A 20,333-nucleotide genomic window follows, 5' to 3' on the forward strand; every position below is an offset into this window, starting at 1 on the left:
CCTGCCGATCGCCAACCGCTACAAGCCGTTGGGCGTCATGATGCCGTTCCGTTCGTGGCCACGCGAGCTGCCGGAAGATCGGTCTCGCCCTGATGTGGCGTGCCGACCGCGCGGCTCGACACCAGCCTCTCAACATCTGCATGCGAATAGCCGAGCCGCTTCAGCCATTTCTCAGTGTCGGCGCCGAGTGCTGGAGCTGGTGAAGGCACCGGAAACTCCTCATTCAGCCGGAAGCCTGGCCGCGTGATTCGTAACGGCCGCGCACCAGCCTCTTCCGGCACCAGCGCCTCGACGAACCGGCGATCGAGCAACTGTGGCTGCTGCAAAACTTGCGAGACCGTCAGCACGCAGCCTGCGGGAACACCAGCCAAATTCATTTGGGACTCCCATTTATCAGCAGGCTTGCAGCTCAGTGCCTTGTTCAACTCCGCGTTCAGCGCTGCGCGATTGACCTTGCGCATCTCGCGCCCTGCGAAGCGTGGGTCCGTCTTCAGGTCCGGTCGGCCGATCAGGTCACATAGCGCTTCGTATTGCTTCTGCTCGTTGGCGGAAATATTCAGCGGGCCTGTTGCCGTGCGGAACGTGCCGGACGGAGCCGCCGTGAAGTTCTCGTTGCCCATAGGCTGCGGCTCGACGCCGGCGTTCAGGTGGTTGGAGACAACCCATCCCATCGCTGCAACCGTGGCCTCGAGCAGGGACACGTCGATGAAGCGACCTCGGCCGCTGTGCCGCTGTTCGACCAGAGCCGCGGCGATGGCAAACGCAGCTGTCAGTCCCGCGATGGTGTCCGAGATCGGAAAGCCGGTGCGCAGCGGAGCCGAAGCTGTATCGCCGGTGACGCTCATGGCTCCGGAGAGACCCTGGACGATCTGGTCATAGGCCGGACGGGCGGACCACGGCCCGCTCTGCCCGAAACCGGAGATCGCGCAGTAAATAAGACGCGGATTCTGCCTGCTGAGCACATCTACGCCCAGGCCAAGCCGTTCCATCACTTTCGGCCGGAAGCTTTCGAGCACCACGTCGGCTTCCTTGACGAGCCGCAAGAACACCTCGCGGCCCGAATCTGACTTCAAGTCCAACGCCACGGATTGCTTGCCGGCGTTCACGGCGACGAATGAAAGTCCCTGCAGGCGCTCTGACCTTTGCGGATCGGCTCCGAGTCGCCGCGCCAGGTCGCCGCCGTTCGGATTTTCGACTTTGATCACCTCCGCGCCAAGGCGCGCGAGGTGGTAACCGCAGAACGGCCCGGCCAGCACGTTGGACAGGTCGAGGACGCGGAAGCCGGTTAGCGGCAGAGACATCTGAAGAAGCCTTCCTCTTAAATGATCCGATCGCGAGGGGCCGGGTCTGTGTGCGGCTATTTCAGCTGCTGCGCGGCCTGTTCGGCGAAGCGATTGGTGAAGGTCTTGCTCAGGTCGATCTTTGCGGCAGCGATTTTTGGATCGAAGTCGCTCAGAACAGCCAATGGGACCTTGGCCGCCTCGATGTCCATCTGCCCGGTTGGCGAGAACAGCGCTTTCGACGCGCTCATGATTTGGATATTCACGTCGCGATTGTCAGTCTTGTAACCAGGGGGTATCGCATCGACGAGCTGCTCCGTCGACACGGAGTTGATCCAGCGGTGAGTTTTGAGCAAGGCGTTAACCAGGCGCTGAACCGTTTCCGGATTTTTGTCGATGAAGGACTGCTGCAGGTAGAGACACGCGGTCGGATAGATTCCGCCGAAGGCCTGTTTTGAGCCTTCGACCGTGCGCGCGTCGAACAGCGGTATCGCCCCGTTCTTGCGCGCGAGAAGCGTTGCGATAGGGTCGAAGTAGACGAGCGCGTCGATGTTCTTGGCCTCAAGCGTCACCAAGCCCGGTGCGCCGCTGCCGGCCGCGATGATATTCACATCGCGCGGGCCCAATCCTGATTTCTTGATGTAGGAGCGCGCCATGGTGTCGGTCGATGATCCCGCCGCCGTGATCCCGAGCTTAAGACCCTTCAGGTCGGCGCCGGTCTTGACCTTATCGGCTAGCTCAGTGCGGACACCGAGCAACACACCTGGAATGTCATTGAGCAGGAACACGCAGGAAATTTGCTTGCCCTGCGCTTGCATCTGAATGGTGTGATCGTAAAATCTGACAGTGCCGTCGACCGAGCCGCCGACCAACGCCTGCAACGCCTTTGAGCCACCGGCCTGGAAGTTCTCGACGGTCACGTCGAGGCCCTCGTCTTTGAAGGCGCCGAGCTTCACACCAAGTTCGAGAGGCATATAGTTGAGGATCTGTGACCCCACGGCGATCTTCAACTTTGTTTTCTCGGGCTCGGCGGCATTCGCGGACATGACCGAGAAAGCGGCCACCATGACCAGCATCAGGCGTGTGAAAACGTGCATGCGAACCTCCGTGACTATCGGGACAGCGTTAGCATCAGCCTTCGTGGGCAGGCGCTGGCCTGCCAGACCATGAGCCGCTTTTCCGCGCGGTCGACGATAGCATCGAGGACAACGACGAAGGCGGAGAGAACGATAATTCCTGCATCACCCCGGCGGCATCGAGGACGCCCTCGGCCTGCGCAATCAAGTGCCCCAATCCCGCGGACGAGCCGAGATACTCCGCAACCACCGCGCCCAGAACGGCCATGCCGACGGATACCCGCAGGCTGGACAGAATCCAGGTTGTGGCGGACGGCAGGTAGATGTGGCGCAGCAGAGAGGACTTCGATGCACGCAAGCGGGCATTGGCCAGCACGACCGGATTGACCTCGCGGACTCCTTGGAACGTGTTGAAGAATGCGACGAACAGAACCGGCGTCACGCCGAGCGCGACCTTGGAGGTGAGCCCCAATCCGAACCAGATGACAAAAATGGGTCCCAGCAAGATGCGTGGGATGGCATTGAACATCTTGATAAAGGGCTGAACGACTTCGGCCGCAAATTGGCTTAAGCCCAGCCAAATACCAAGCACGGTGCCGATTCCGATACCGGCGAGGAACGACAGGACCGTCTCCAACAGCGTTATGCCAACATCGGTCCAAAAGTCCGCCGTCGATATCCACTCGCCTATTCTCGCGACAAGCGTCGACGGGGCCGGAAAGAAGAAAGGATCGATCAGCCCGCCCCTCACACCCAGTTCCCATATCAGGATCACACCGAGGAAGATGGCGAACTGCGTGAGAGCGACCTTACCCCTGCGTCGCATAGCTTTTCTCCACTTCGGCGCCGAGCAGCAACCAGATTTCACGATAAAGAGCGACGAATTCGTCGGTGGTCTGGAGCGCCGAGACATCGCGTGGACGTGGCAGCGTGATCCTGACATCGCCAACCATGCGGCTGGCGGGACCCGCGGACATCACAACAACGCGGTCCGCCAGCGTGATCGCTTCGTCGAGATCATGCGTGATGAAGACGAGGGAGCGCCGGTCCGCCTGCCAGAGTTCGAGCAGGATGCGGTGCATGAGACGACGTGTGTGAACATCCAACGCGGAGAAAGGCTCATCCATCAGGACGATCTTCGGCTCCATGATCAGCGTCTGGGCCATCGCGACACGCTTGCGCTGCCCGCCGGACAATTGATGCGGATAGCGCTCCTCGAACCCTTTCAGGCCGACTTTGGCGAGCCAGGGCCGAGCCTGCGTGCGCGCCTTCTCGATCGAACTGCCCTGAAACACGAGTCCAAGCCCGACATTGTCCTGCGCGGTCTTCCAGGGCAGCAGCCCTTCCTGTTGCAGCATGTAGCCGGGCTGACCATTCAGGCCGGTAAGCGACTTGCCGAAGATGCGAACGTCCCCCGCGGCGGGCTCCAGCAGTCCGGTCACGGTGTTGAGAATAGTCGATTTCCCGCAGCCGGTCGGTCCCACCACTGCAACGAATTCGGTCTCGCCGACCTGGAGGTTCATACTTTTCACGGCGGTGAAGTCGCCGAAGCGAATCATCACGTCGCGCAAGTCGACGGCAAGTGCCGGCCGCCCCGCCATTGTTTCGCTCCATAGAATTTATTCTGCTGTTCGAAACAGATAACTGGCGGTATCCCTGAAGTCAAGTACGTTCTGGTGCACAGAAACGAAGATTCCCCATGGGGCACTGGACTTTCTACCAATTCTGGCTATCTGTTCTGTATAGCAGAACAAGGGGCCATGAATGGCAAAAACGGGGGTCGATGCTGTTGGGCGGGCCTTGGCGATCCTCAAGGCCTTCGCCCCCGAGCGCGCGGCCATGACGCTGACGGAGATTGCGGAGGCAACCGACCTCTACAAGAGCACGGTCCTTCGCCTTGCCGCATCGCTTGAGGCAGATGGCTTCCTGGTGCGGGGCGTCGACCGGCTATTTCGACCGGGACCGGAGCTATGGCGCCTAGGGGCGCTTTATCAGCGCGGGCTCGATCTCGGTGATCTCATCAGACCCTCGCTCCATCGTCTGGTCGAGGTAACTGGAGAGACCGCATCCTTCTACATCGCCGAGGGCGACGAGCGCATTTGCCTTTATCGGGTCAATTCTCCGCGTTCAGTTCGGCATCACCTCGAAGAAGGTCAGCGATTGCCCATCGATCGCGGCGCCGCCGGCCGTGTTCTTGCCGCCTACCGCGATTCTGCATCAGCTGATGGAAAGAAGATCAGAGATCGGGGTTTCTACGTTTCGATCGGCGAGCGCGATTCTGAGGTCGCGGCCGCAGCCGTGCCCGTGATCGACCTTCATGGCAAATTGCGCGGGGCGCTCTCCGTCTCCGCCATTCGGACCCGCTTTGATGCACATGCTCGAAAGGCTGCCATTGACGTTCTCAGGTCCGAGGCCAAAGCGCTGGTAGGTCTGCTGCCTGCAAGCGACCGCTGAGCTACTATGGCAGGGTTCTGTTTATAGTGCGCCGCTCAGCGTGTGTTGCACGTAAACGCCCGGTCTCGACGATATCTTCACCTGTTTGAGGGCGGACAGCCGCTACAGAAGCAAGCCGTCGAGGATTGGCAGGAATTGCCGCCTATCGGGGTGAACGCAGAGCACATCAGAAAGTGCTTCGAGCAGGCGTTGAAGGAAGGTCTCATCGAAGCGCGAAATGGCGAATTTTCCTGACGGGATCTGGCATGGAGCGGGCCAAAGAGGTGCTGCCCGAAGGCCCATTGAGGCTGAACGAACATCGACGGGTAGGATCGAGAAAGCCGCGCCAATTGAGATCGCACTTGCGAGCGCAAAGGACTGTGCCGCCAAAGCCGGTATCAAAACCATTGTGGTGAGCGATCCCGAGAACTTGCTCGCCGTCGCCTGGGCCGTGATCGTGTCAGGGGCGCGCATTCTCGCCGCTGACGAACAGCCGTTTTGCCCGACGGTCGCTTGTGTCGAAATCCGCAAAGCGGTCCTCATCATGCGCCGGCCACCGGATAGGCGACATCGATACAAGCGTCGGTACCACCGTCCCGCTTTATCACCGCACTCCACTTGCCGCCCACCGCACATTTGCCGCCACGAAGTCCGGGACAATTGATATTGCACTGAATTCCGTGACTGAGACTTCGGGATAAGGCGCATTTGGTCCCGTACCGTATGCTTCCAAAGTTAGTACGCAATCGACCATGGCCGGAAGATTTTCGGACGTCAGTTGCGTGGCAGGATAGCCATCAAATTCAGCTGTGCAGCTGAATAGCCCATTGTTTTGCGCCGTAAGCGTCATGCGACCAATCACGACCGTGCCCGGAGCGACCTCTTCCCAGTGCGTCGTAAACATCAGATCGTTCTGGCCTCCGACCCAAAAGCTCGCGAGCCCCCACGCATTGGTGCTGCCGCGAGCCGGAAATGGCGCCCATTGGAGCACCGGCTGAACGATATGATCGCCGGCTGCATCCTGCAGTCCGCTGAATAAGTAAATCGTCTGACCATTCGCGACGGCTGGAGGTGCGGGCAACGTCCATCGCGCCACAAATGAGGCGATTGGCTGTGCAGACCGGTTTGTCCAGCTTTCCGCCCCGGATTTGCCGAACTTGCGCCCCCCTCCGCGGCCCCTTTGAAGTAAAAAAATCTCATTCATTGACGTACCCTGCGCAATGACATCATCTGAGCGGGCGGACTCCCGACAACTCCGTTGTAAGTTGATTAATGTTGATCTGCTCGATGAGCCGATCCGCCTTCGCTCTGCCAGACGTCCGGAATGGTGTTCCGGCCTTGTCGCCTCGCGCAAACGCAAACGTCAGTTTGTCAGTGTTGACTTCGGAGAAGGACCCAAGATTGCTCCCAGGTCCGATAAAGCTGGTCAGCGTCCAGGTCGGCCCGCCGTTTACATTTTTCGTCACGACGAAATTGACGTACTCTCCGAAGACACCGCCGTCATCGGAAAGCTTCTTACCCCAATCAACATGTTGCGAGGTAAAGGCAAGCTCGAGGGTTCTCTTCAGACCCAGCTCACCCGCGAGATTTGTATCAATCGGCCAGCATTCCGCCAGACTGCCGCCCGCCCTCCTCACGGCCTCGGCCTCTTTCCACAGCGCCCGCGTCGAGTAATAGAACTTCTGCGTGAAATTTTGCTCCCGCGATTGGCTGAGCGTACTGCCCAGACTGAACGCAAAGGGCGCATTGGCATAAGTCAGCGACGGGCTGAGGCCTCCCGTATCGTTGACGGTCAGGTTCAACTGAACAGCGACGTCCACGTCGTCACCAAGCAGAGCATCTGAGATCGCGTCGCCCCGCTCGATCAGCTGGACCAGCTCGCAGCTTACGCGACGCGAGATGGAATGTATCGTCGGTCCATTTTGATCGACCGGAATGTCGAAGTTAGGAACGGCCGTGGCACATCCAGAGAGCCAAACGCCAGAAAACAATACCCAGAGGCAGACAGCCGCTGTCGCACTATCTCCCTCACCTCGCGCCCTCCCGCAAACTGGCACAGAAGCCCACTTTGTGCGGCACCGTATTGACGTCGACCCTGATCTCACCCATCGCCTCACAGACTGACGTTCTCCGTGTCTTGCATTCGATGGTGGTGCGCCCCGCGATCACCTGACAGTCGCACAATGGATCGTCGGCCGTTACGACTGTTTCCCGCTCTAGCTTTTCGAACGCTGCGTCGATCGCGGCAGATGCCGGCGGCGACTTACCGAGAAAGTACATCGTCGAATAAAAGCGGCGCTGAAGCCCTTTCCACATCTGGCCCCCAAAAAGTGATTTTGCTCAAAGTCTGATACTGAGCATCCCGGGCGAGAAACAATGGCTCAGCGCTCGCTCTGATCGATTTTCCCCCGCTCGCTCCCGACGTGCAGAGTGTGATGCAGTGCACCGATGGCGCGATCTCGGTCTTGCCTGCCCCTACATTGGTCAACCGCTCCTTCGTTTGCGGTGGGGATTGGACGCGCCACAAAAACCATCCGCAGGACGCTGGCTGCGGCTCCGTGAGCCGATAGCGAGCCGTCTGCCACGCGCTCCGTCGGGTTAGCAGGGAGTGCCCGGACCATTCCCGGCGTGACCACCGTTGCGGTTCTGCTCCCGAGATTCAGGAAGGTGCAGATCGGCCAAGCACCAAGGGGTCTCATGTGCCCTTGCGATTCGCAGCGGATTGGCTGCCGTCGCCGCCGGCGAGAAGGCGCGCGACCAGGTCCTGCCACTCGTTGGCACGTCCGACCCCGCGCAGGACTTGATCTCGTCCGCTACGATGCCGAATCTTCTCGGGATCGTCCACAGGCTGCGCCGCCCAGGCGGGCGGCGCGTTTGGCACCAACAGCAAAGAACTGGACGATCTTGGCGGCAACGCCCGGGAATGGACCGAGACTTGCACCGCCCTCCATGATGGCCGCGAGCGCATCACGAACCCCAACTGCGGCGTGCGCGTCGTGGAAGGCGCCCATCGCGCCTACATGACCGACTTCGTCCGCGATGCCAAAACGGGGTGCTGCGCGTCGGGCGTTCCGCCCCCAATATTGGCTTCCGGCTCGTCATCGAGCCATCGGAGCCCGCCGTTGCCGGCATTGTCCGCAGCATCTCCACCTTGCTCGGGAGAAGCCGATCCAGCATCGATCTAATTGCGCCAGAGCAAGGTCCTTCTCTCACGATGCCGGTAAGCAATCCGGATCAGAAGGAGACAGAGAATGCGATCCGATCTGGCGCAATCGTACGGACAAGATAGGCTCCCCCACTACACGAGCTACCCTCCCGCACCACATTTTTCTCCGGCCATCGCGGAAGCCGACTATCGAAATTGGCTGAAATCGCTTTCGCCCCGGAAATCCGCATCGATCTACCTGCACGTCCCCTTCTGCCGGTCCATGTGCTGTCATTGCGACTGTCACACCTCGGTCACGAAGAAGGACGATCCGATTGCCGTCTACACCTCGGGCCTGCGCACCGAGGCCCACCTCGTCGCCCAAACCATCGGTCACCGCCTGCCGATCTCCCATATCCATTTCGGCGGCGGCACACCAACAATCATGACGCCCGGGGCCTTTGCGGATCTCGTCGGCGCGCTCCGCTACTCCTACTTCGTGCTGCCCGACGCCGAACTCGCCGTGGAGATCGATCCGCGCACCCTGACGGAGGCAATGGCCGAGGCCCTGGGCTACAGCGGGGTCACCCGCGCCAGTCTCGGCGTACAAAGTTTCGACCCGGCTGTGCAGCGCGCCATCGACCGTCTGCAGAGCTTCGGGCAGACCGCCAAGGGTGTCGAGCAACTGAGGCGTTCTGGGGTCGGCCGGCTTAACTTCGATCTTCTCTACGGTCTGCCGCTTCAAACGGTACAATCGTGCTTGGACACGGTCGCCAAATGCATCGAACTTCGTCCGGATCGCTTCTCGGTGTTCGGTTACGCACACGTTCCGTCGTTCAAGAAGCATCAGCGGAAGATTGATGAAGACGCCCTTCCCGCCAACATCGAGCGGCACCTGCAATCCGAAACGATCGCGCAGGCGCTCGTTGACGCCGGCTACGTGCGCATCGGCTTCGACCACTTCGCCCTGCCCCACGACAGTCTCGCCGCGGCGAAGCACGAGGGGCGGCTGCGCCGGAACTTCCAGGGCTACACCGACGACGCCGCAGAAACGCTCATCGGACTCGGCGCAAGCGCCATCGGTCGGATGCCGCAAGGATTCGTACAGAATGTCATGGCGATCCGCGACTACCTGGCGCGCATCGCCGAGGACCGGCTGGCCACCACGAAGGGCTACGCTTTCACGGCTGACGACCGCTTCCGGGCCGATTTGATTGAGCGGGTGATGTGCGACATGGCAGTCGATCTATCTAAGATTGCTCGTTCCCATGGCTGCGCCCCGCAGACGGCCATCGTCGATCGGTCCCGTCTAGAGGGCCTCATCGCGGCCGGCGCAGTGACAATGGAAGGCGAGGAGCGACTGTTCGTCTCGGACGGCGCGGAGTTTCTGGTACGGAGCGTGGCATCCGCATTCGATGCTCATCTGGCCCGATCTGCGGCTGTCAACAACCGCGGAGTTTGAAGCGCTTCGCCGAGTGCCCAAACCAGGCTGCGTCCTTTGGTTCCCGCTAGGTCTCACCGAGCAGTCGGAGGGCACTTGCTGCTCTACGAGCTCGAGTATCCGGCGCCGGTTATCGGCGTCGGATATTTGCTTGAAAGTTCTCAGCTGCATATCTGCGCTGCAACTCCATGGTCGCTCTCCGTGCGCAACCCAATCGACCGCGGGCGTGGCGGCACACGATGTATCGAGATGATGATAGAGTTTTGGCTGCAGGGTTAAGCTCCATCGCGACAGGATGCCGGAATATGGCTGTGCCGAGGCGCCGGCCTCCTGCACCGCCTTGCGCGTCCTCGATGGCGAAGCGCCCTTCGTCGTGATCGACATCGTTCGGCTTGCCGTCGGTGAGCAGGATCAGCAGCTTCTTCCGCTTGGGCCACTCGCGAGTGGCCTGGGACCGGAAGCTGGCGAAAGATCTCGCCCACGAGATCGAGGTTTGCACGGGCGATAGGCGCGAAACGTGCGCCGAGACGCGCCGTTTTCTTGCCGTCAAGGTTACCGGGAATTGCTGCCGCGGTCGTGGGAGGCTCGCGCAAAAAGAATCGCCGAAGACGCCGTGATTGCGATCGCCCGCGCGATGCGCTCCTACGCGGAAAGGCCGCCTCTGTGTGCCGCGGCGTTCTGGACCGCCGCCGGATTTCCCGAATGGCACCAGGTTGATCAAAGCCTGCAGCCCTGATGACAGTGGTCCTCGCCGAATGCGGGCTGTGCGGCGAAGCCGTCGAGAACGCCTTATCATGCTGAGGAGCCTCGTTCGCGGCTACATGCTGCAAGAAGTGATGCACACTGTCGTGGGGGTCGATTCCTATGACGAAGCGTTCAACAAGGTCATGCAGGCCCTTGTGACCGGGCTGCCGGCTTTCGCTTCCTCGGGATGCGGCAGACCGTTGCAGCGGGAGCTTGCGGATGCGGCCGATCAGGAGGTCCGATCGGCTTTCGTCTATCGGGACAGGTGAACCCGACCGCGGCACATTGGACAAAATAGCGCGAGATCTGCGCGTCGCGCCTGCAGACCGCGATACGCTGGTCCATCAAGGAACGCATGCGGCTGACAAATTGTCCACCCTACTGAAGGTTCTCGGCATCGGTGATGCGCGACATGGAGCGGGTCTGCAGCCAATGCGAACGGAAGGTTCAGTGCAACAACGATATTGAGATCGGGGTAGAGACCAGAGACTTGGAAGGTTACTGCCTCAACGCTACGACAATGCAAGCGCTTTGAAGCGAGCTGGAGAGCGACCGACCCGAGTGACTGGGATTCCGTAGATCTACGGTACGCAAGTTCCCCTAAGCGAAGACACCGAATTCTATGGTGTCGCGGTTTCCCGCATCATCGAGCCATCAACAAGGAGATGGAAGCTGCTTGCGGCCATACTCAACGCCACCCGGGCTTCCTCGAACCGCTGCCCGTCTGTGCCCTCCAGTGCATTCGGCGGGTTGGTCGGGCAGCCGGCGCTCGTCGCCAGCGAATTCGCATACGGCAAGGACGAAGAGATCTTCGGCGAGGGCGAGCCCTCCGAATATGTCTATCAGGTCGTCTCCGGCGCCGTCCGGAGCTACAAGCTGCTGTCCTTGGCCGTCGTCAGATCGGTGCCTTCGCTCTGCCGGGCGACGTGTTCGGGCTTGAATCCGGCGCCGCCCATCGTCTCAGGGCCGAAGCGATCAATCACACCTGGGTGCGCCTGGTGAACCGGGCAAGCCTGGACAATGCAGCCAACTCCGACATTCAGGTCGCGCGCAAGCTCTGGAGCCTGACAGCCGGCGAGCTGAAGCACGCGGAGGACCACATGCTGCTGCTCGGCCGCAAGAACGCTCTGGAGGGGATCGCGACCCTCCTGCTCGCGACGGATTCCAGGACCGCCGGCGCCGGGCTGATGGCGCTTCCGATGTGCCGCCGGGACACCGGCGACTATCTCGGGCTCACCCTGGAGACGGTTTCGCGCGCCCCGTCTCAGCTTCACGTCGAAGGCGTTCTCGGATTCTCTGGAGCGGGCCAGATCGATGCTGCGTATTCGCAAGCATCTGCGCGACATGAACGCCTGACTGCCGCAACGCCCATTCGTTCAGTTAAGCTGATTTCGTTCGCATCAATGCACCGGCTGCGGTGACAAAAAACCTGCCGGCGGAAGAAAGCTGACGAAAGGGATTCTCCCATTCAGAGGAGTCAGGCACAGGAGGGCAGTGACCACGAACAACGCCGCCAGGCCGCTTTCACCTGAGGTCATGGACTTGGAGATGGAAGGCTGGGGCATCGCGGATTCTCTCTGAAAGAACACGCCGCCAGAAACCACATTCACCTCGCAGAGAATTGATTGAGATCAAGATGGTCTTTGGTTCTTCGTATGAGCGGTATTTTGGGAACGGCTCCGTACATTACGGCGCAGCCAGATGAAGTGCTCCTGCTGCCCCGCGCCCGTCATTGCGAGGAGCTCTTGCGACGGTCGCGGTAGGGACGTTAATTGCTGAACGCCCCCCGCACAGATCCGTACGTGCGGCTTTCCCGCATACGGCTCCCACCTCGGATGATGACAGCAAACTGGAGATTGCAGCCGTGCCGTATGTGGCGCAGCACTTTCGCACACCTATCCGGCTCGGAGTCCGGGGCGTGCCTTGCCGCTCCACATTTCCCTTGGCCCCAGCCCTTCGCTCCACCAGCTCCGTAGCAGATCGCTCCGCCTTGTTCGCCGGCTTCACAGCTACTATGACTGAGTCCGACGTCCCGCGTTCGTGCATCATCGGCTTCGGCTCCTCACCTTCCCGATGCGGACCTTGGGGGCAATGTGCCCAACGGTCGAACGCGGGACCTCCCAGGTTCCGACGTCTTCCTTTCGTGCGTGATGTGGTCTTCGACCACGGCAGAGCGTCAGCCCCTCGCAAAACGGGACCGCACATGTTGCCTTCGACGTTGCTTACCGGCTCGGCCTCTGCGGTTTTCTGGCTTTGCGGCTCAATAGCGCACCCCACACGATCGCTGTGTACGCTTCGCGACCGCCGTCACCGGCGAACACGCAACACTCGCTACCGGGCGCCCGCTACGGCTTACCCCGACCGGTCTTTCATCGGCAGGAACACGCCAGCTTCCCTGGCGCACAAGCAATCCAGGATCTCTCCGTGGCGGCAGTCTGGATTGCTTCGCTTCGCTCGCAATGACAGAGGCTGCAACCCTACCGCTTAGCTTGAGACACTCGCGCGCTCGCGGTCGCCTTCAGCGCCGTGATGACGTCCTCGCGGGCGATGATTCCGACCAGCTTTTGGGTGCTGTCGAGCACGATGGTGCTCCGGATGCGGTGCTCGACAATAATCTGGAGCACGCGCGTCAGCCTCGTTTCGGGACTGACATATATGAACTCGGGCGTCATCACTTCGCCAACCTTGCGGCTCATCAAATCACGATAACGCGGCAACATCTGGTTCGGAGTAAAGGCGAAGCACTTCAAAATGTCGAATTTGGTGACGACGCCGACCACCTGCCCATCATCCTCAACCGGGTAGCTGTTGAAATCGTCGCGCTCGAACATCTCGCTCAGCTTGAGCAGATCGAAATCTCGCTTGGCCGTCTGGACTTTGCGTGTCATGTAGCCGTCGACGGTCTGATCAAGAAACTTGTACACGGCGCGTTCTCCTCGCTTTGTCTGGGTTCGCCGGCCGTCGGTGCGACAGAAACACGCAGGGGGCCGATTGCGTCAACAGATGCTATTTGATGGCCGAGGATCAGCTCGCGGCACCGCGAATAGCCGTAGCCGTCTGGGACCTGAAGACACCCGTCGTTAGCGTGATCGAGCGCCAGGCTGACCATCACTGTCGCATATGTTATCGGGAGCCTCCGGGCAGCGAGATGCGACAGAATCTAGCTGCGCCGACGCAACGCTGGAATGAGGTAGATCAAATTTCGTCGCAACGGCCGAAAGAAGTCCGTCAATAATGCCGGACATCCGAACTTGCCTCCGGCCCGGCCTTGGGCGAAATTGCCGCCACGTTTGCAGCAGGGGGCCCACCGCATGAGAATAGGAGCAATAGTTTGGCGCCGACACGCGTGACCCATCCGCCAGCCGACAGTCGCGGCAAGCATTTTGACGAGCGTATCGAGGGTTTTTGCGTTGGCACCTGGGATCTCGATCTCAGGACACGCGAGCTGGAGTGGTCGGAAACCGCAAGAGTGCTGCTGGGCATCGAACGGGATCAACCGGCAAGCTATGAATTCCTTCTCTCGCGCCTTGAGCCCGCGGAGCGCGAGCGAGTGGAGAACGCGATCAAGGACGTTACCGAGCGCGGCGGCGGCTTCGACGTATCCTTCAGAGTCCCCAGTGCCTCGGGCCTGGGACGCTGGATTCGCGCCCGGGCGGGTCTCATTCGAGACGAGGCCGGCGCCGCCCGACATCTCAGCGGCATCTTGCTCGACATCGACGAGGAGAAGCAGGTCGAAGAGGCGCTGCGTCGTCGCAATACTCTCCTGCGCACGATCCTTCAGACCATCCCCGATGCGATGATCGTCATTGACGGCCGCGGCAAGATGCTGCTCTTCAGCACGGCGGCCGAGCGTCTGTTCGGCTGGGCCGAGCATGACGCCACCGGCCAGAACGTCAGCATCTTGATGCCGGAGCCCGACCGGTCCCGCCACGACAGCTATATCGTCCGCTACCGCACTAGCGGCAATCCGCACATCATCGGCATCGGCCGCATCGTGACCGGCAAGCGGCGCGACGGCACCACGTTTCCGATGCACCTGTCAATCGGCGAAATGCGTTCAGGCGGCGAGCCTTTATTCACCGGTTTCATCCGCGACCTCACCGAGTATCAGCAGACCCAAGCGCAACTCGAGGAATTGCAGTCCGAGCTCGTCCATGTCTCGCGGCTGACCGCGATGGGCGAAATGGCCTCCGCGCTCGCCCACGAGCTCAACCAGCCTCTGGCAGCGATCAGCAATTACATGAAGGGCTCGCGACGGCTGCTCGCCGGCAGCAGCGATCCGAACACGCTAAAGATCGAGAGCGCATTGGACCGGGCCGCCGAGCAGGCATTGCGCGCCGGCGAGATCATACGGCGTCTACGCGATTTCGTCTCCCGCGGCGGGTCGGAGAAGCGGGTCGAGAGCCTGTCCAAGCTGACCGACGAGGCCGGCGCACTCGGGCTTGCCGGCGCGCGCGAACAGAACGTGCAGATCCACTTTGATCTCGATCCCGGGGCCGATCTGGTGCTCGCCGACCGGGTGCAAATCCAGCAGGTGCTGGTCAATTTGTTCCGCAATGCGCTGGAAGCGATGGCGCGGTCACTACGGCGCGAGCTCGTCCTCACCAACCGCCGCGTCGCCGATGATATGATCGAGATCGAGGTCTCCGATACCGGCTCCGGCTTCCAGGACGACGTCATGCCAAACCTGTTTCAGAGTTTTTTCACCACCAAGGACACCGGCATGGGCGTGGGACTGTCCATCAGCCGCTCGATCATCGAGGCTCACGGCGGCCGCATGTGGGCCGCGAGCAACGCATCGGGTGGAGCGACATTCCGCTTCACCTTGCCGGCAGCCGACGAGAACTGATCCATGACGACTAAGGGAATCATCTACGTTATTGACGACGACGAGGCGATGCGGGATTCGCTGAACTTCCTGCTGGAAACTTCGGGCTTCGCCGTCACGCTGTTCAACAACGCGCAGAGCTTCCTCGATGCCCTGCCCGGCCTCGCCTTCGGCTGCGTCGTCTCCGATGTGCGCATGCCAGGGCTTGATGGGATCGAGCTTCTGAAACGCCTGAAGGCGCAGCACTGCCCTTTTCCGATCCTGATCATAACAGGTCACGGCGATGTCCCGCTCGCGGTCGGAGCGATTAAGCTTGGTGCGGTTGACTTCCTGGAAAAACCCTTCGATGACGACCGCCTCATCACCTTGATCGAATCCGCGGTTCGCGAGGGGGAGCCAGCCGCCAAGAACGAGGCCGTCGCGCAGGACATCGCCGCGCGTGTCGCCTCCTTGAGCCCGCGCGAGCATCAGGTCATGGAGGGGCTGGTCGCAGGTCTCTCCAACAAGCTGATCGCTCGCGAATACGACATCAGCCCGCGCACTATCGAGGTCTACCGGGCCAACGTGATGACCAAGATGCAGGCCAATAGCCTGTCGGAACTTTTGCGTCTGGCGATGCGCACTGGCATGCTGAAGGATTGAGGCAGGTCAATGCGCTTGCGCCGGCCTATGGTAGCCAGGCCACATGATCGAAATCGGCGCGCACCATCAGCGGCTCTCAAGCTGGGAATCGGCAAAGCCCACCGTCTACGTGGTCGATGACGATGCCGCTGTGCTGGCGTCCCTGAGCTTCCTGCTGGAAATTGAGGGCTTTGCCGTGCGGACCTTCAGAAGCGCCACGGCGCTGCTCAATACGACGACCCCACCGGGCGCGGACTGCTACGTGATCGACTACAAGATGCCTGAGATCAACGGCATCGAGTTGGCTTGGCGGCTGCGCCAATCCGGCGTCGACACACCTGTCATCCTGATCACCGGCTATCCGGATGGAAATATCTCGGCGCGGGCGGCGGCGGCCGGCGTCAAGCACGTGATTTTCAAGCCGCTCCTCGATGAAAGCCTGGCGAAATGCATCCGCCGCGCCTTCAGGACAGGTGCTGCTACAGACCTACGGGATTCTCCTTAGGTAGACCTCCTTAAGATATCGCTCGAAATTTTCGAACCGAACGATCCCGCGTAGCAATGCTCCATCACAACGGAGATGGCGCAGATGCTGATCCAGACGCTCAAGACCCAGGCGATCAACACCCAAATAGGTGGCAAGATCGCCCCCGCGCGTCTGGTCTGTGACCACTTCGGCGCGATCGCCGGAGATATCGGCCTCGTTGCCACCGAGTTCTCCTATCGCAAGGGAGAGGAGATCTATGGCGAGGAGGAGCCCGCCGAACATGTCTATCAAGTTGTAGTTGGAGCTGTACGCACCTACAAGATGTTCTCCGACGGTCGCCGCCAGATCGGCGCATTCCATCTTCCCGGTGACGTATTCGGCCTCGAATCCCGCCAGACGCATCGCTTTGCGGCCGAAGCGATCATCAACACCAGCGTGCGCCTCCTGAAGCGTGCCAGCCTGGAAAGGGTGGCCGGCACTGACGTAAAGGTCGCCCGCAAGCTCTGGGACATGACGGCGGGCGAGCTGCGTCACGCCGAAGATCACATGTTGCTGCTCGGACGCAAAACGGCAATGGAGCGTGTTGCAACCTTCCTGCTCCAAATGGATCGCCGCCTCGCTGTCGCCGGCATGATGGCCCTGCCGATGTGCCGCCGCGACGTGGGTGACTATCTCGGCCTCACAGTCGAAACCGTGTCGCGTGCACTCTCACAGCTTCATGTTGAGGGCATTCTCGGTTTTTGTGGCGCTCGCCAGATCGTGCTGCGCAATCGCCAGCGCCTGCGGAATCTCGACGCATGAGCGCTTTCACCCGGCGGATGTTCCTCCTCCGCGACTTGGTGCGCCGAACGCATTTCGGCCGGTCGGCAACGATCTCCCGCAAGCGCTCCATCACCTCGGTCTCCGCGCTCCTATCGAGGCGAAAGGCGCGCTGCCGGTACGGGCCGGCATCGGTTGGATTTGCAAACCCCAAGAAATGGAACGCCGCGCTGGCCATCACTTGCGGACACGAACACGAACTCGTGTATCCACAGCGGAAGCCCTGCCGGACGGGTTCGACGAGACGCGCTTGAAAAATTGCTGCTTCAACGATGGACGGCCCCGACGTGGTCGAGGACACGCGGCAAGCCGTCGCGTACTGCCTGGCTCATCCGGAATGGCAGCTCAACGTGAAGAAGGCATCTCGGCATCAGATGAAGATATCCCTGGCATTTAAGTTCGAGGCAGCCCACTGGCTTCCAAGTGTCCCACAGACACATCGCTGTCATCGGATGCACGGTCACTCCTATCGGATCGAGATCGTGTTGAACGGTCCAGTCGATCCGCACACCGGGTTCGTAGCCGATTTCTTCGACCTAGAAGAATCGTTCGGCATCGTTCTAAAGAGGCTCGATCACCAGTGCCTGAACCAAGTTCCGGGATTGGAGAATCCGACAGCGGAAAATATCGCCATCTGGATCTGGGAGCGCACGAAAGCGCGCCTAGCGCAACTCTCGATCGTGAGGGTCTACGAGACGTCGGATTGTTGGGCGGAATATGAGGGGCCCGATCACTGAAATGAGCCGGCACGATCGCATGACAGCTACACGGAGCCGAACTGAGACCGGCGGCGCGCTGGGGGCCTGACCGTGAGCTGGCAGTCAAGATGGTCAAGCAACGACGCCACATCCAGCGCCGCATCGACATCGCCTCAGCCCCACGGACGACGGGCCAGGCACTGACGGGAGCGCAACCGCTCGCGGTGAGCTCTTAGCCAGTGTTTCTGACCGCCTCTGCCAGCATGGTGTAGAGCTGCTGCTTGCTGAATTCCTTGGGCTGTCGCCTCTCCGCTGTGTTCCGCGACACCTTCCGTGCGACTGGACGGGCGCAGGCCGCCGACGAGGTCGGCCTCAGCTTCGGGCGCGGCCTTATCTTGGGCGCTGCTGTGGGCGGCTTGTGGCCGCGCTTAAGCCCAGACGGGTCAGCATGCCGCAGACCGCGTTGCGACTGCACCCGAGACGGTGCGCGATCTGTGCCGCGCTCTGTCCTGCGGACCAGAGCCTGTTGAGGAGCGCGATGTCTTTCGCATCCCAGCCCATGAGGAGATATTATAGCATCGACTGCCGAACACGCCAGTCTAGTCTTCGTCCGGCTCGCGCACGACCGGCGGTTCGTCAGCGTCATCTTCCTCTTGTCGTCCTCGTCGTCCTCCTCGTCTTCATCGGGATCTCTTGGCGGCATCGCGATGCCCATAGCCACGAGCGGTGTCCAGTAGATCGTTGTGGGTGGAAAATGCTTCGCAGGTGTGTTGCTTCATGTTGCTACTGCTCCTCGAAATCTACGCGTACTCGCATATTGCGGACGGACGGCAGGCGCGTGTCCAGGGCGCGATCGCTGCAAACGCGACGGGGCATCAAGTCGAGGACATGAGCAACGGGTGGCATCCGCCACCAAATGGCAGCGATTTTCGGCTACTTTATGCCGAGGACTCGTTCGGCTCTATGTTCACCAAAACCTCGCCGGTGGTGATTTCGGGAACTCCAAGGTCGAGGTCATGTAGACTTGCTTGAACAAGCGCGAGTATCTTGGCGTTTGCTGGGCACTTTCGCGGTCGTCAAGTATCATGACAGCGATACCAACACCATCACCCGCATCCAGCACATGGTAAGATCTAATCCGTGCGATTGCCTTAGGATCTGGCCGACGCCGCTCTTGGCGCGGCGAGCGGCGTCCGCTACCGAACGAACCTTGGTGTACTAGCGAATGACCATGTACGTGAGGCCACCACACGCCCCAACGCATCAAAGCATATCGGTCCCGGTCGGACTAGGGTCAACTTCCGAGATGGGCCACGGTGTCCGGTCGCGCGGACCGCGCAAGCCTTTCCAATGAGTCCTCCACGCCCTGCAAGCGGGGGCATCGAAACCTATTTCGTGTCTACCTTGACAGGATTAGCGGGGGCGAAAAGTGTTTGATGTCTATCGCAATGGAAAGCGTGACCTACTCGTTCTAAGCACAGGCTCCGCGATACTCGAGGCTTACGCCTGCAAACAAGTGGCGCAAGAGCAGAAAAAAATTCTCAAAGTAAGACGAGATACCGTTCAGCGACAAGGGTATTACGTTCGTAGTGAACCGCCCCGGGTTTGCCGGAGGCTCCAACTCCTGAGAGGATGGAGCCATGACGAGCAAGACGACGAACAAGTTTTCCCCCGAGGTCCGGGCCCGAGCGGTTCGGATGGTTCTGGATCACGCGAGCGAGCACCCGTCGCGCTGGGCGGCGGTGACGTCAATCGCAGCCAAGATCGGCTGCACGCCGCAGACGTTGCACGACTGGGTCAAGAAGGCCGAGGTCGATAGCGGGCAGCGGGCCGGCGTTCCGACCGACACGGCCGAGAAGCTGAAGGCGCTGGAACGGGAGAACCGCGAGCTGCGGCAGGCCAACGAGATCCTGCGCAAGGCAAGCGCCTATTTTGCGATGGCGGAGCTCGACCGCCGGTCCAAGCCATGATCGCCTTCATCGACGATCATCGTGGGGCGCATGGGGTCGAGCCGATCTGCAAGGTGTTGCCGATCGCCCCCTCGACCTACCACGCCCATGTGGCCAAGCGGCGCGATCCGGCCAGGCTGTCGGCGCGCGCCAGGCAGGATGTCAGGCTGAAGATCGAGGTTCGGCGCGTCTTCGATGAGAACTTCTCCGTCTACGGCGTGCGGAAGGTCTGGCGGCAGCTCAAGCGCGAAGGCTTCGATGTTGCCCGTTGCACGGTGTCGCGACTGATGCGGAACATGGGTTTGCAAGGGGTTATCCGCGGCAAGCCGGTCAAGACCACGATCAGCGACAAGGCCACGCCATGCCCGCTGGATCACGTCAACCGCCAGTTCAAGGCGCCAAGGCCAAACGTCCTTTGGCTCTCCGACTTCACCTATGTCGCGACCTGGAGCGGCTTCGTCTACGTCGCCTTCGTGATCGACGCCTATGCCCGCAGGATCGTGGGCTGGCGGGCCTCGCGCACGGCGCACGCGGGCTTCGTGCTCGATGCGCTGGAGCAGGCCCTGCACGATCGCCAACCGGTCCATCGCGGCGGGCTCGTGCACCACAGCGACAGAGGCAGCCAAGGCGGATTCAAACGGTCGTCGCAACACCAGGAGTTTGGAGGTTGCGATGAACGTTGTAAGGCGCAGATCGGCGCGGTCAGGACGAGCCCCGTTGCCGTCGCCAGGACGGCCCTCTGTTGCCGGGCGCGATGAACAGAATAAATTTTGGCGGGCGATTGCCGCTGGGTTAAGCAGCGAAGATGCTGC

At 61.0% G+C, this 20,333-nt stretch carries 18 protein-coding genes, 6 pseudogenes and 1 other annotated feature; of the genes and pseudogenes, 12 read left to right on the forward strand and 12 right to left on the reverse strand.

The annotated features are described in order from the left end of the window. Positions 1-35 precede the first annotated feature (35 nt). The 4 genes and pseudogenes from ABIB90_RS35800 to ABIB90_RS35815 all read right to left on the reverse strand — a co-directional run bounded on the left by ABIB90_RS35800 (position 36) and on the right by ABIB90_RS35815 (position 3,957). Positions 36-1,301 carry a CaiB/BaiF CoA transferase family protein gene (locus ABIB90_RS35800; RefSeq protein WP_027515593.1) on the reverse strand — a complete coding sequence of 422 codons (1,266 nt, stop codon included), beginning with the start codon at positions 1,299-1,301 and terminating at the stop codon, positions 36-38. Between the two features lie 56 nt (positions 1,302-1,357). Continuing rightward, positions 1,358-2,377, reverse strand: coding sequence for an ABC transporter substrate-binding protein (locus ABIB90_RS35805; protein WP_354101449.1), 1,020 nt, complete (start codon positions 2,375-2,377; stop codon positions 1,358-1,360). 14 nt (positions 2,378-2,391) lie between these two features. Then, positions 2,392-3,182 (reverse strand): annotated as a pseudogene (locus tag ABIB90_RS35810) (ABC transporter permease). Beyond that, positions 3,166-3,957 (reverse strand): ABC transporter ATP-binding protein, encoded by a 792-nt coding sequence (locus tag ABIB90_RS35815; RefSeq protein WP_354101448.1) that lies wholly within the window; start codon positions 3,955-3,957, stop codon positions 3,166-3,168. The pseudogene ABIB90_RS35810 and the gene ABIB90_RS35815 overlap by 17 nt, the downstream one beginning before the upstream one ends. Positions 3,958-4,156: 199 nt before the next feature. Here ABIB90_RS35815 and ABIB90_RS35820 point away from each other — a divergent pair, with 199 nt between their 5' ends. Further along, entirely contained in the window at positions 4,157-4,810 is a 654-nt protein-coding gene (locus ABIB90_RS35820) for an IclR family transcriptional regulator (RefSeq protein ID WP_354202440.1), read from the forward strand. Positions 4,811-4,912: 102 nt separating this feature from the next. Here the strand turns inward: ABIB90_RS35820 and ABIB90_RS35825 are convergent, their stop codons facing one another. The 4 genes from ABIB90_RS35825 to ABIB90_RS35840 form a co-directional block, all read right to left on the reverse strand. Further along, complete coding sequence (locus ABIB90_RS35825; protein ID WP_027515588.1) at positions 4,913-5,335, reverse strand: hypothetical protein; 423 nt, start codon at positions 5,333-5,335, stop codon at positions 4,913-4,915. A gap of 58 nt (positions 5,336-5,393) precedes the next feature. Continuing rightward, a complete protein-coding gene (locus ABIB90_RS35830) occupies positions 5,394-5,993 on the reverse strand; it encodes a hypothetical protein (RefSeq protein ID WP_354101447.1) in 600 nt (199 codons plus the stop codon). A gap of 22 nt (positions 5,994-6,015) precedes the next feature. Further along, positions 6,016-6,609: a hypothetical protein gene (locus tag ABIB90_RS35835; protein WP_354101446.1), complete on the reverse strand. Its 594-nt coding sequence runs from the start codon at positions 6,607-6,609 to the stop codon at positions 6,016-6,018. Positions 6,610-6,817: 208 nt separating this feature from the next. Further along, positions 6,818-7,105 (reverse strand): hypothetical protein, encoded by a 288-nt coding sequence (locus ABIB90_RS35840; RefSeq protein ID WP_354101445.1) that lies wholly within the window; start codon positions 7,103-7,105, stop codon positions 6,818-6,820. Between the two features lie 509 nt (positions 7,106-7,614). Between ABIB90_RS35840 and ABIB90_RS35845 the strand changes: the two genes are divergently transcribed. The 4 genes and pseudogenes from ABIB90_RS35845 to ABIB90_RS35860 all read left to right on the forward strand — a co-directional run bounded on the left by ABIB90_RS35845 (position 7,615) and on the right by ABIB90_RS35860 (position 11,475). Then, the gene (locus ABIB90_RS35845; protein ID WP_156949169.1) at positions 7,615-7,974 is read left to right on the forward strand and encodes an SUMF1/EgtB/PvdO family nonheme iron enzyme; all 360 of its coding nucleotides are present in this window, start codon (positions 7,615-7,617) and stop codon (positions 7,972-7,974) included. A 66-nt stretch (positions 7,975-8,040) separates the two neighbouring features. Continuing rightward, positions 8,041-9,396, forward strand: coding sequence for an oxygen-independent coproporphyrinogen III oxidase (hemN, locus tag ABIB90_RS35850; protein ID WP_027515584.1), 1,356 nt, complete (start codon positions 8,041-8,043; stop codon positions 9,394-9,396). Positions 9,397-10,169: 773 nt separating this feature from the next. Further along, a complete protein-coding gene (locus ABIB90_RS35855; protein WP_027515582.1) occupies positions 10,170-10,388 on the forward strand; it encodes a hypothetical protein in 219 nt (72 codons plus the stop codon). A 457-nt stretch (positions 10,389-10,845) separates the two neighbouring features. Then, positions 10,846-11,475: pseudogene (locus tag ABIB90_RS35860) on the forward strand (cyclic nucleotide-binding domain-containing protein). Between the two features lie 1,121 nt (positions 11,476-12,596). Here the strand turns inward: ABIB90_RS35860 and ABIB90_RS35865 are convergent. Next, positions 12,597-13,043: a CBS domain-containing protein gene (locus ABIB90_RS35865; protein WP_027515581.1), complete on the reverse strand. Its 447-nt coding sequence runs from the start codon at positions 13,041-13,043 to the stop codon at positions 12,597-12,599. 407 nt (positions 13,044-13,450) lie between these two features. On the opposite strand from ABIB90_RS35865, the gene fixL reads away from it, so the two are divergent. From fixL to queD, 5 genes are all read left to right on the forward strand, one after another. Further along, entirely contained in the window at positions 13,451-14,968 is a 1,518-nt protein-coding gene (fixL, locus tag ABIB90_RS35870; RefSeq protein WP_354101444.1) for a sensor protein FixL, read from the forward strand. Between the two features lie 3 nt (positions 14,969-14,971). After that, complete coding sequence (fixJ, locus tag ABIB90_RS35875) at positions 14,972-15,589, forward strand: response regulator FixJ (protein WP_354101443.1); 618 nt, start codon at positions 14,972-14,974, stop codon at positions 15,587-15,589. Between the two features lie 43 nt (positions 15,590-15,632). Continuing rightward, positions 15,633-16,073 carry a response regulator gene (locus ABIB90_RS35880; RefSeq protein WP_027515578.1) on the forward strand — a complete coding sequence of 147 codons (441 nt, stop codon included), beginning with the start codon at positions 15,633-15,635 and terminating at the stop codon, positions 16,071-16,073. 84 nt (positions 16,074-16,157) lie between these two features. Further along, positions 16,158-16,856 carry a helix-turn-helix domain-containing protein gene (locus ABIB90_RS35885; RefSeq protein WP_354101442.1) on the forward strand — a complete coding sequence of 233 codons (699 nt, stop codon included), beginning with the start codon at positions 16,158-16,160 and terminating at the stop codon, positions 16,854-16,856. Positions 16,857-17,248: 392 nt separating this feature from the next. Next, positions 17,249-17,611 (forward strand): 6-carboxytetrahydropterin synthase QueD, encoded by a 363-nt coding sequence (gene queD / locus ABIB90_RS35890; protein ID WP_354202441.1) that lies wholly within the window; start codon positions 17,249-17,251, stop codon positions 17,609-17,611. Positions 17,612-17,962: 351 nt separating this feature from the next. On the opposite strand, the gene ABIB90_RS35895 is transcribed toward queD, so the two are convergent. The 3 genes and pseudogenes from ABIB90_RS35895 to ABIB90_RS35905 form a co-directional block, all read right to left on the reverse strand. Beyond that, entirely contained in the window at positions 17,963-18,133 is a 171-nt protein-coding gene (locus ABIB90_RS35895; protein ID WP_354101441.1) for a GcrA family cell cycle regulator, read from the reverse strand. 38 nt (positions 18,134-18,171) lie between these two features. Beyond that, positions 18,172-18,351 (reverse strand): annotated as a pseudogene (locus ABIB90_RS35900) (hypothetical protein). Positions 18,352-18,510: 159 nt separating this feature from the next. Then, positions 18,511-18,805 (reverse strand): annotated as a pseudogene (locus ABIB90_RS35905) (hypothetical protein). A 407-nt stretch (positions 18,806-19,212) separates the two neighbouring features. Between ABIB90_RS35905 and ABIB90_RS35910 the strand changes: the two are divergent. Both ABIB90_RS35910 and ABIB90_RS41715 read left to right on the forward strand, forming a co-directional pair. Further along, positions 19,213-20,147, forward strand: a pseudogene (locus ABIB90_RS35910) (IS3 family transposase); the annotation flags it as partial. Then, positions 19,497-19,613 (forward strand) — a sequence feature (AL1L pseudoknot). It overlaps the preceding pseudogene by 117 nt. Before the next feature lie 46 nt (positions 20,148-20,193). After that, positions 20,194-20,333: pseudogene (locus tag ABIB90_RS41715) on the forward strand (IS30 family transposase); the annotation flags it as partial.

Source organism: Bradyrhizobium sp. JR4.1 (assembly GCF_040548605.1).
Lineage (GTDB): Bacteria > Pseudomonadota > Alphaproteobacteria > Rhizobiales > Xanthobacteraceae > Bradyrhizobium > Bradyrhizobium canariense.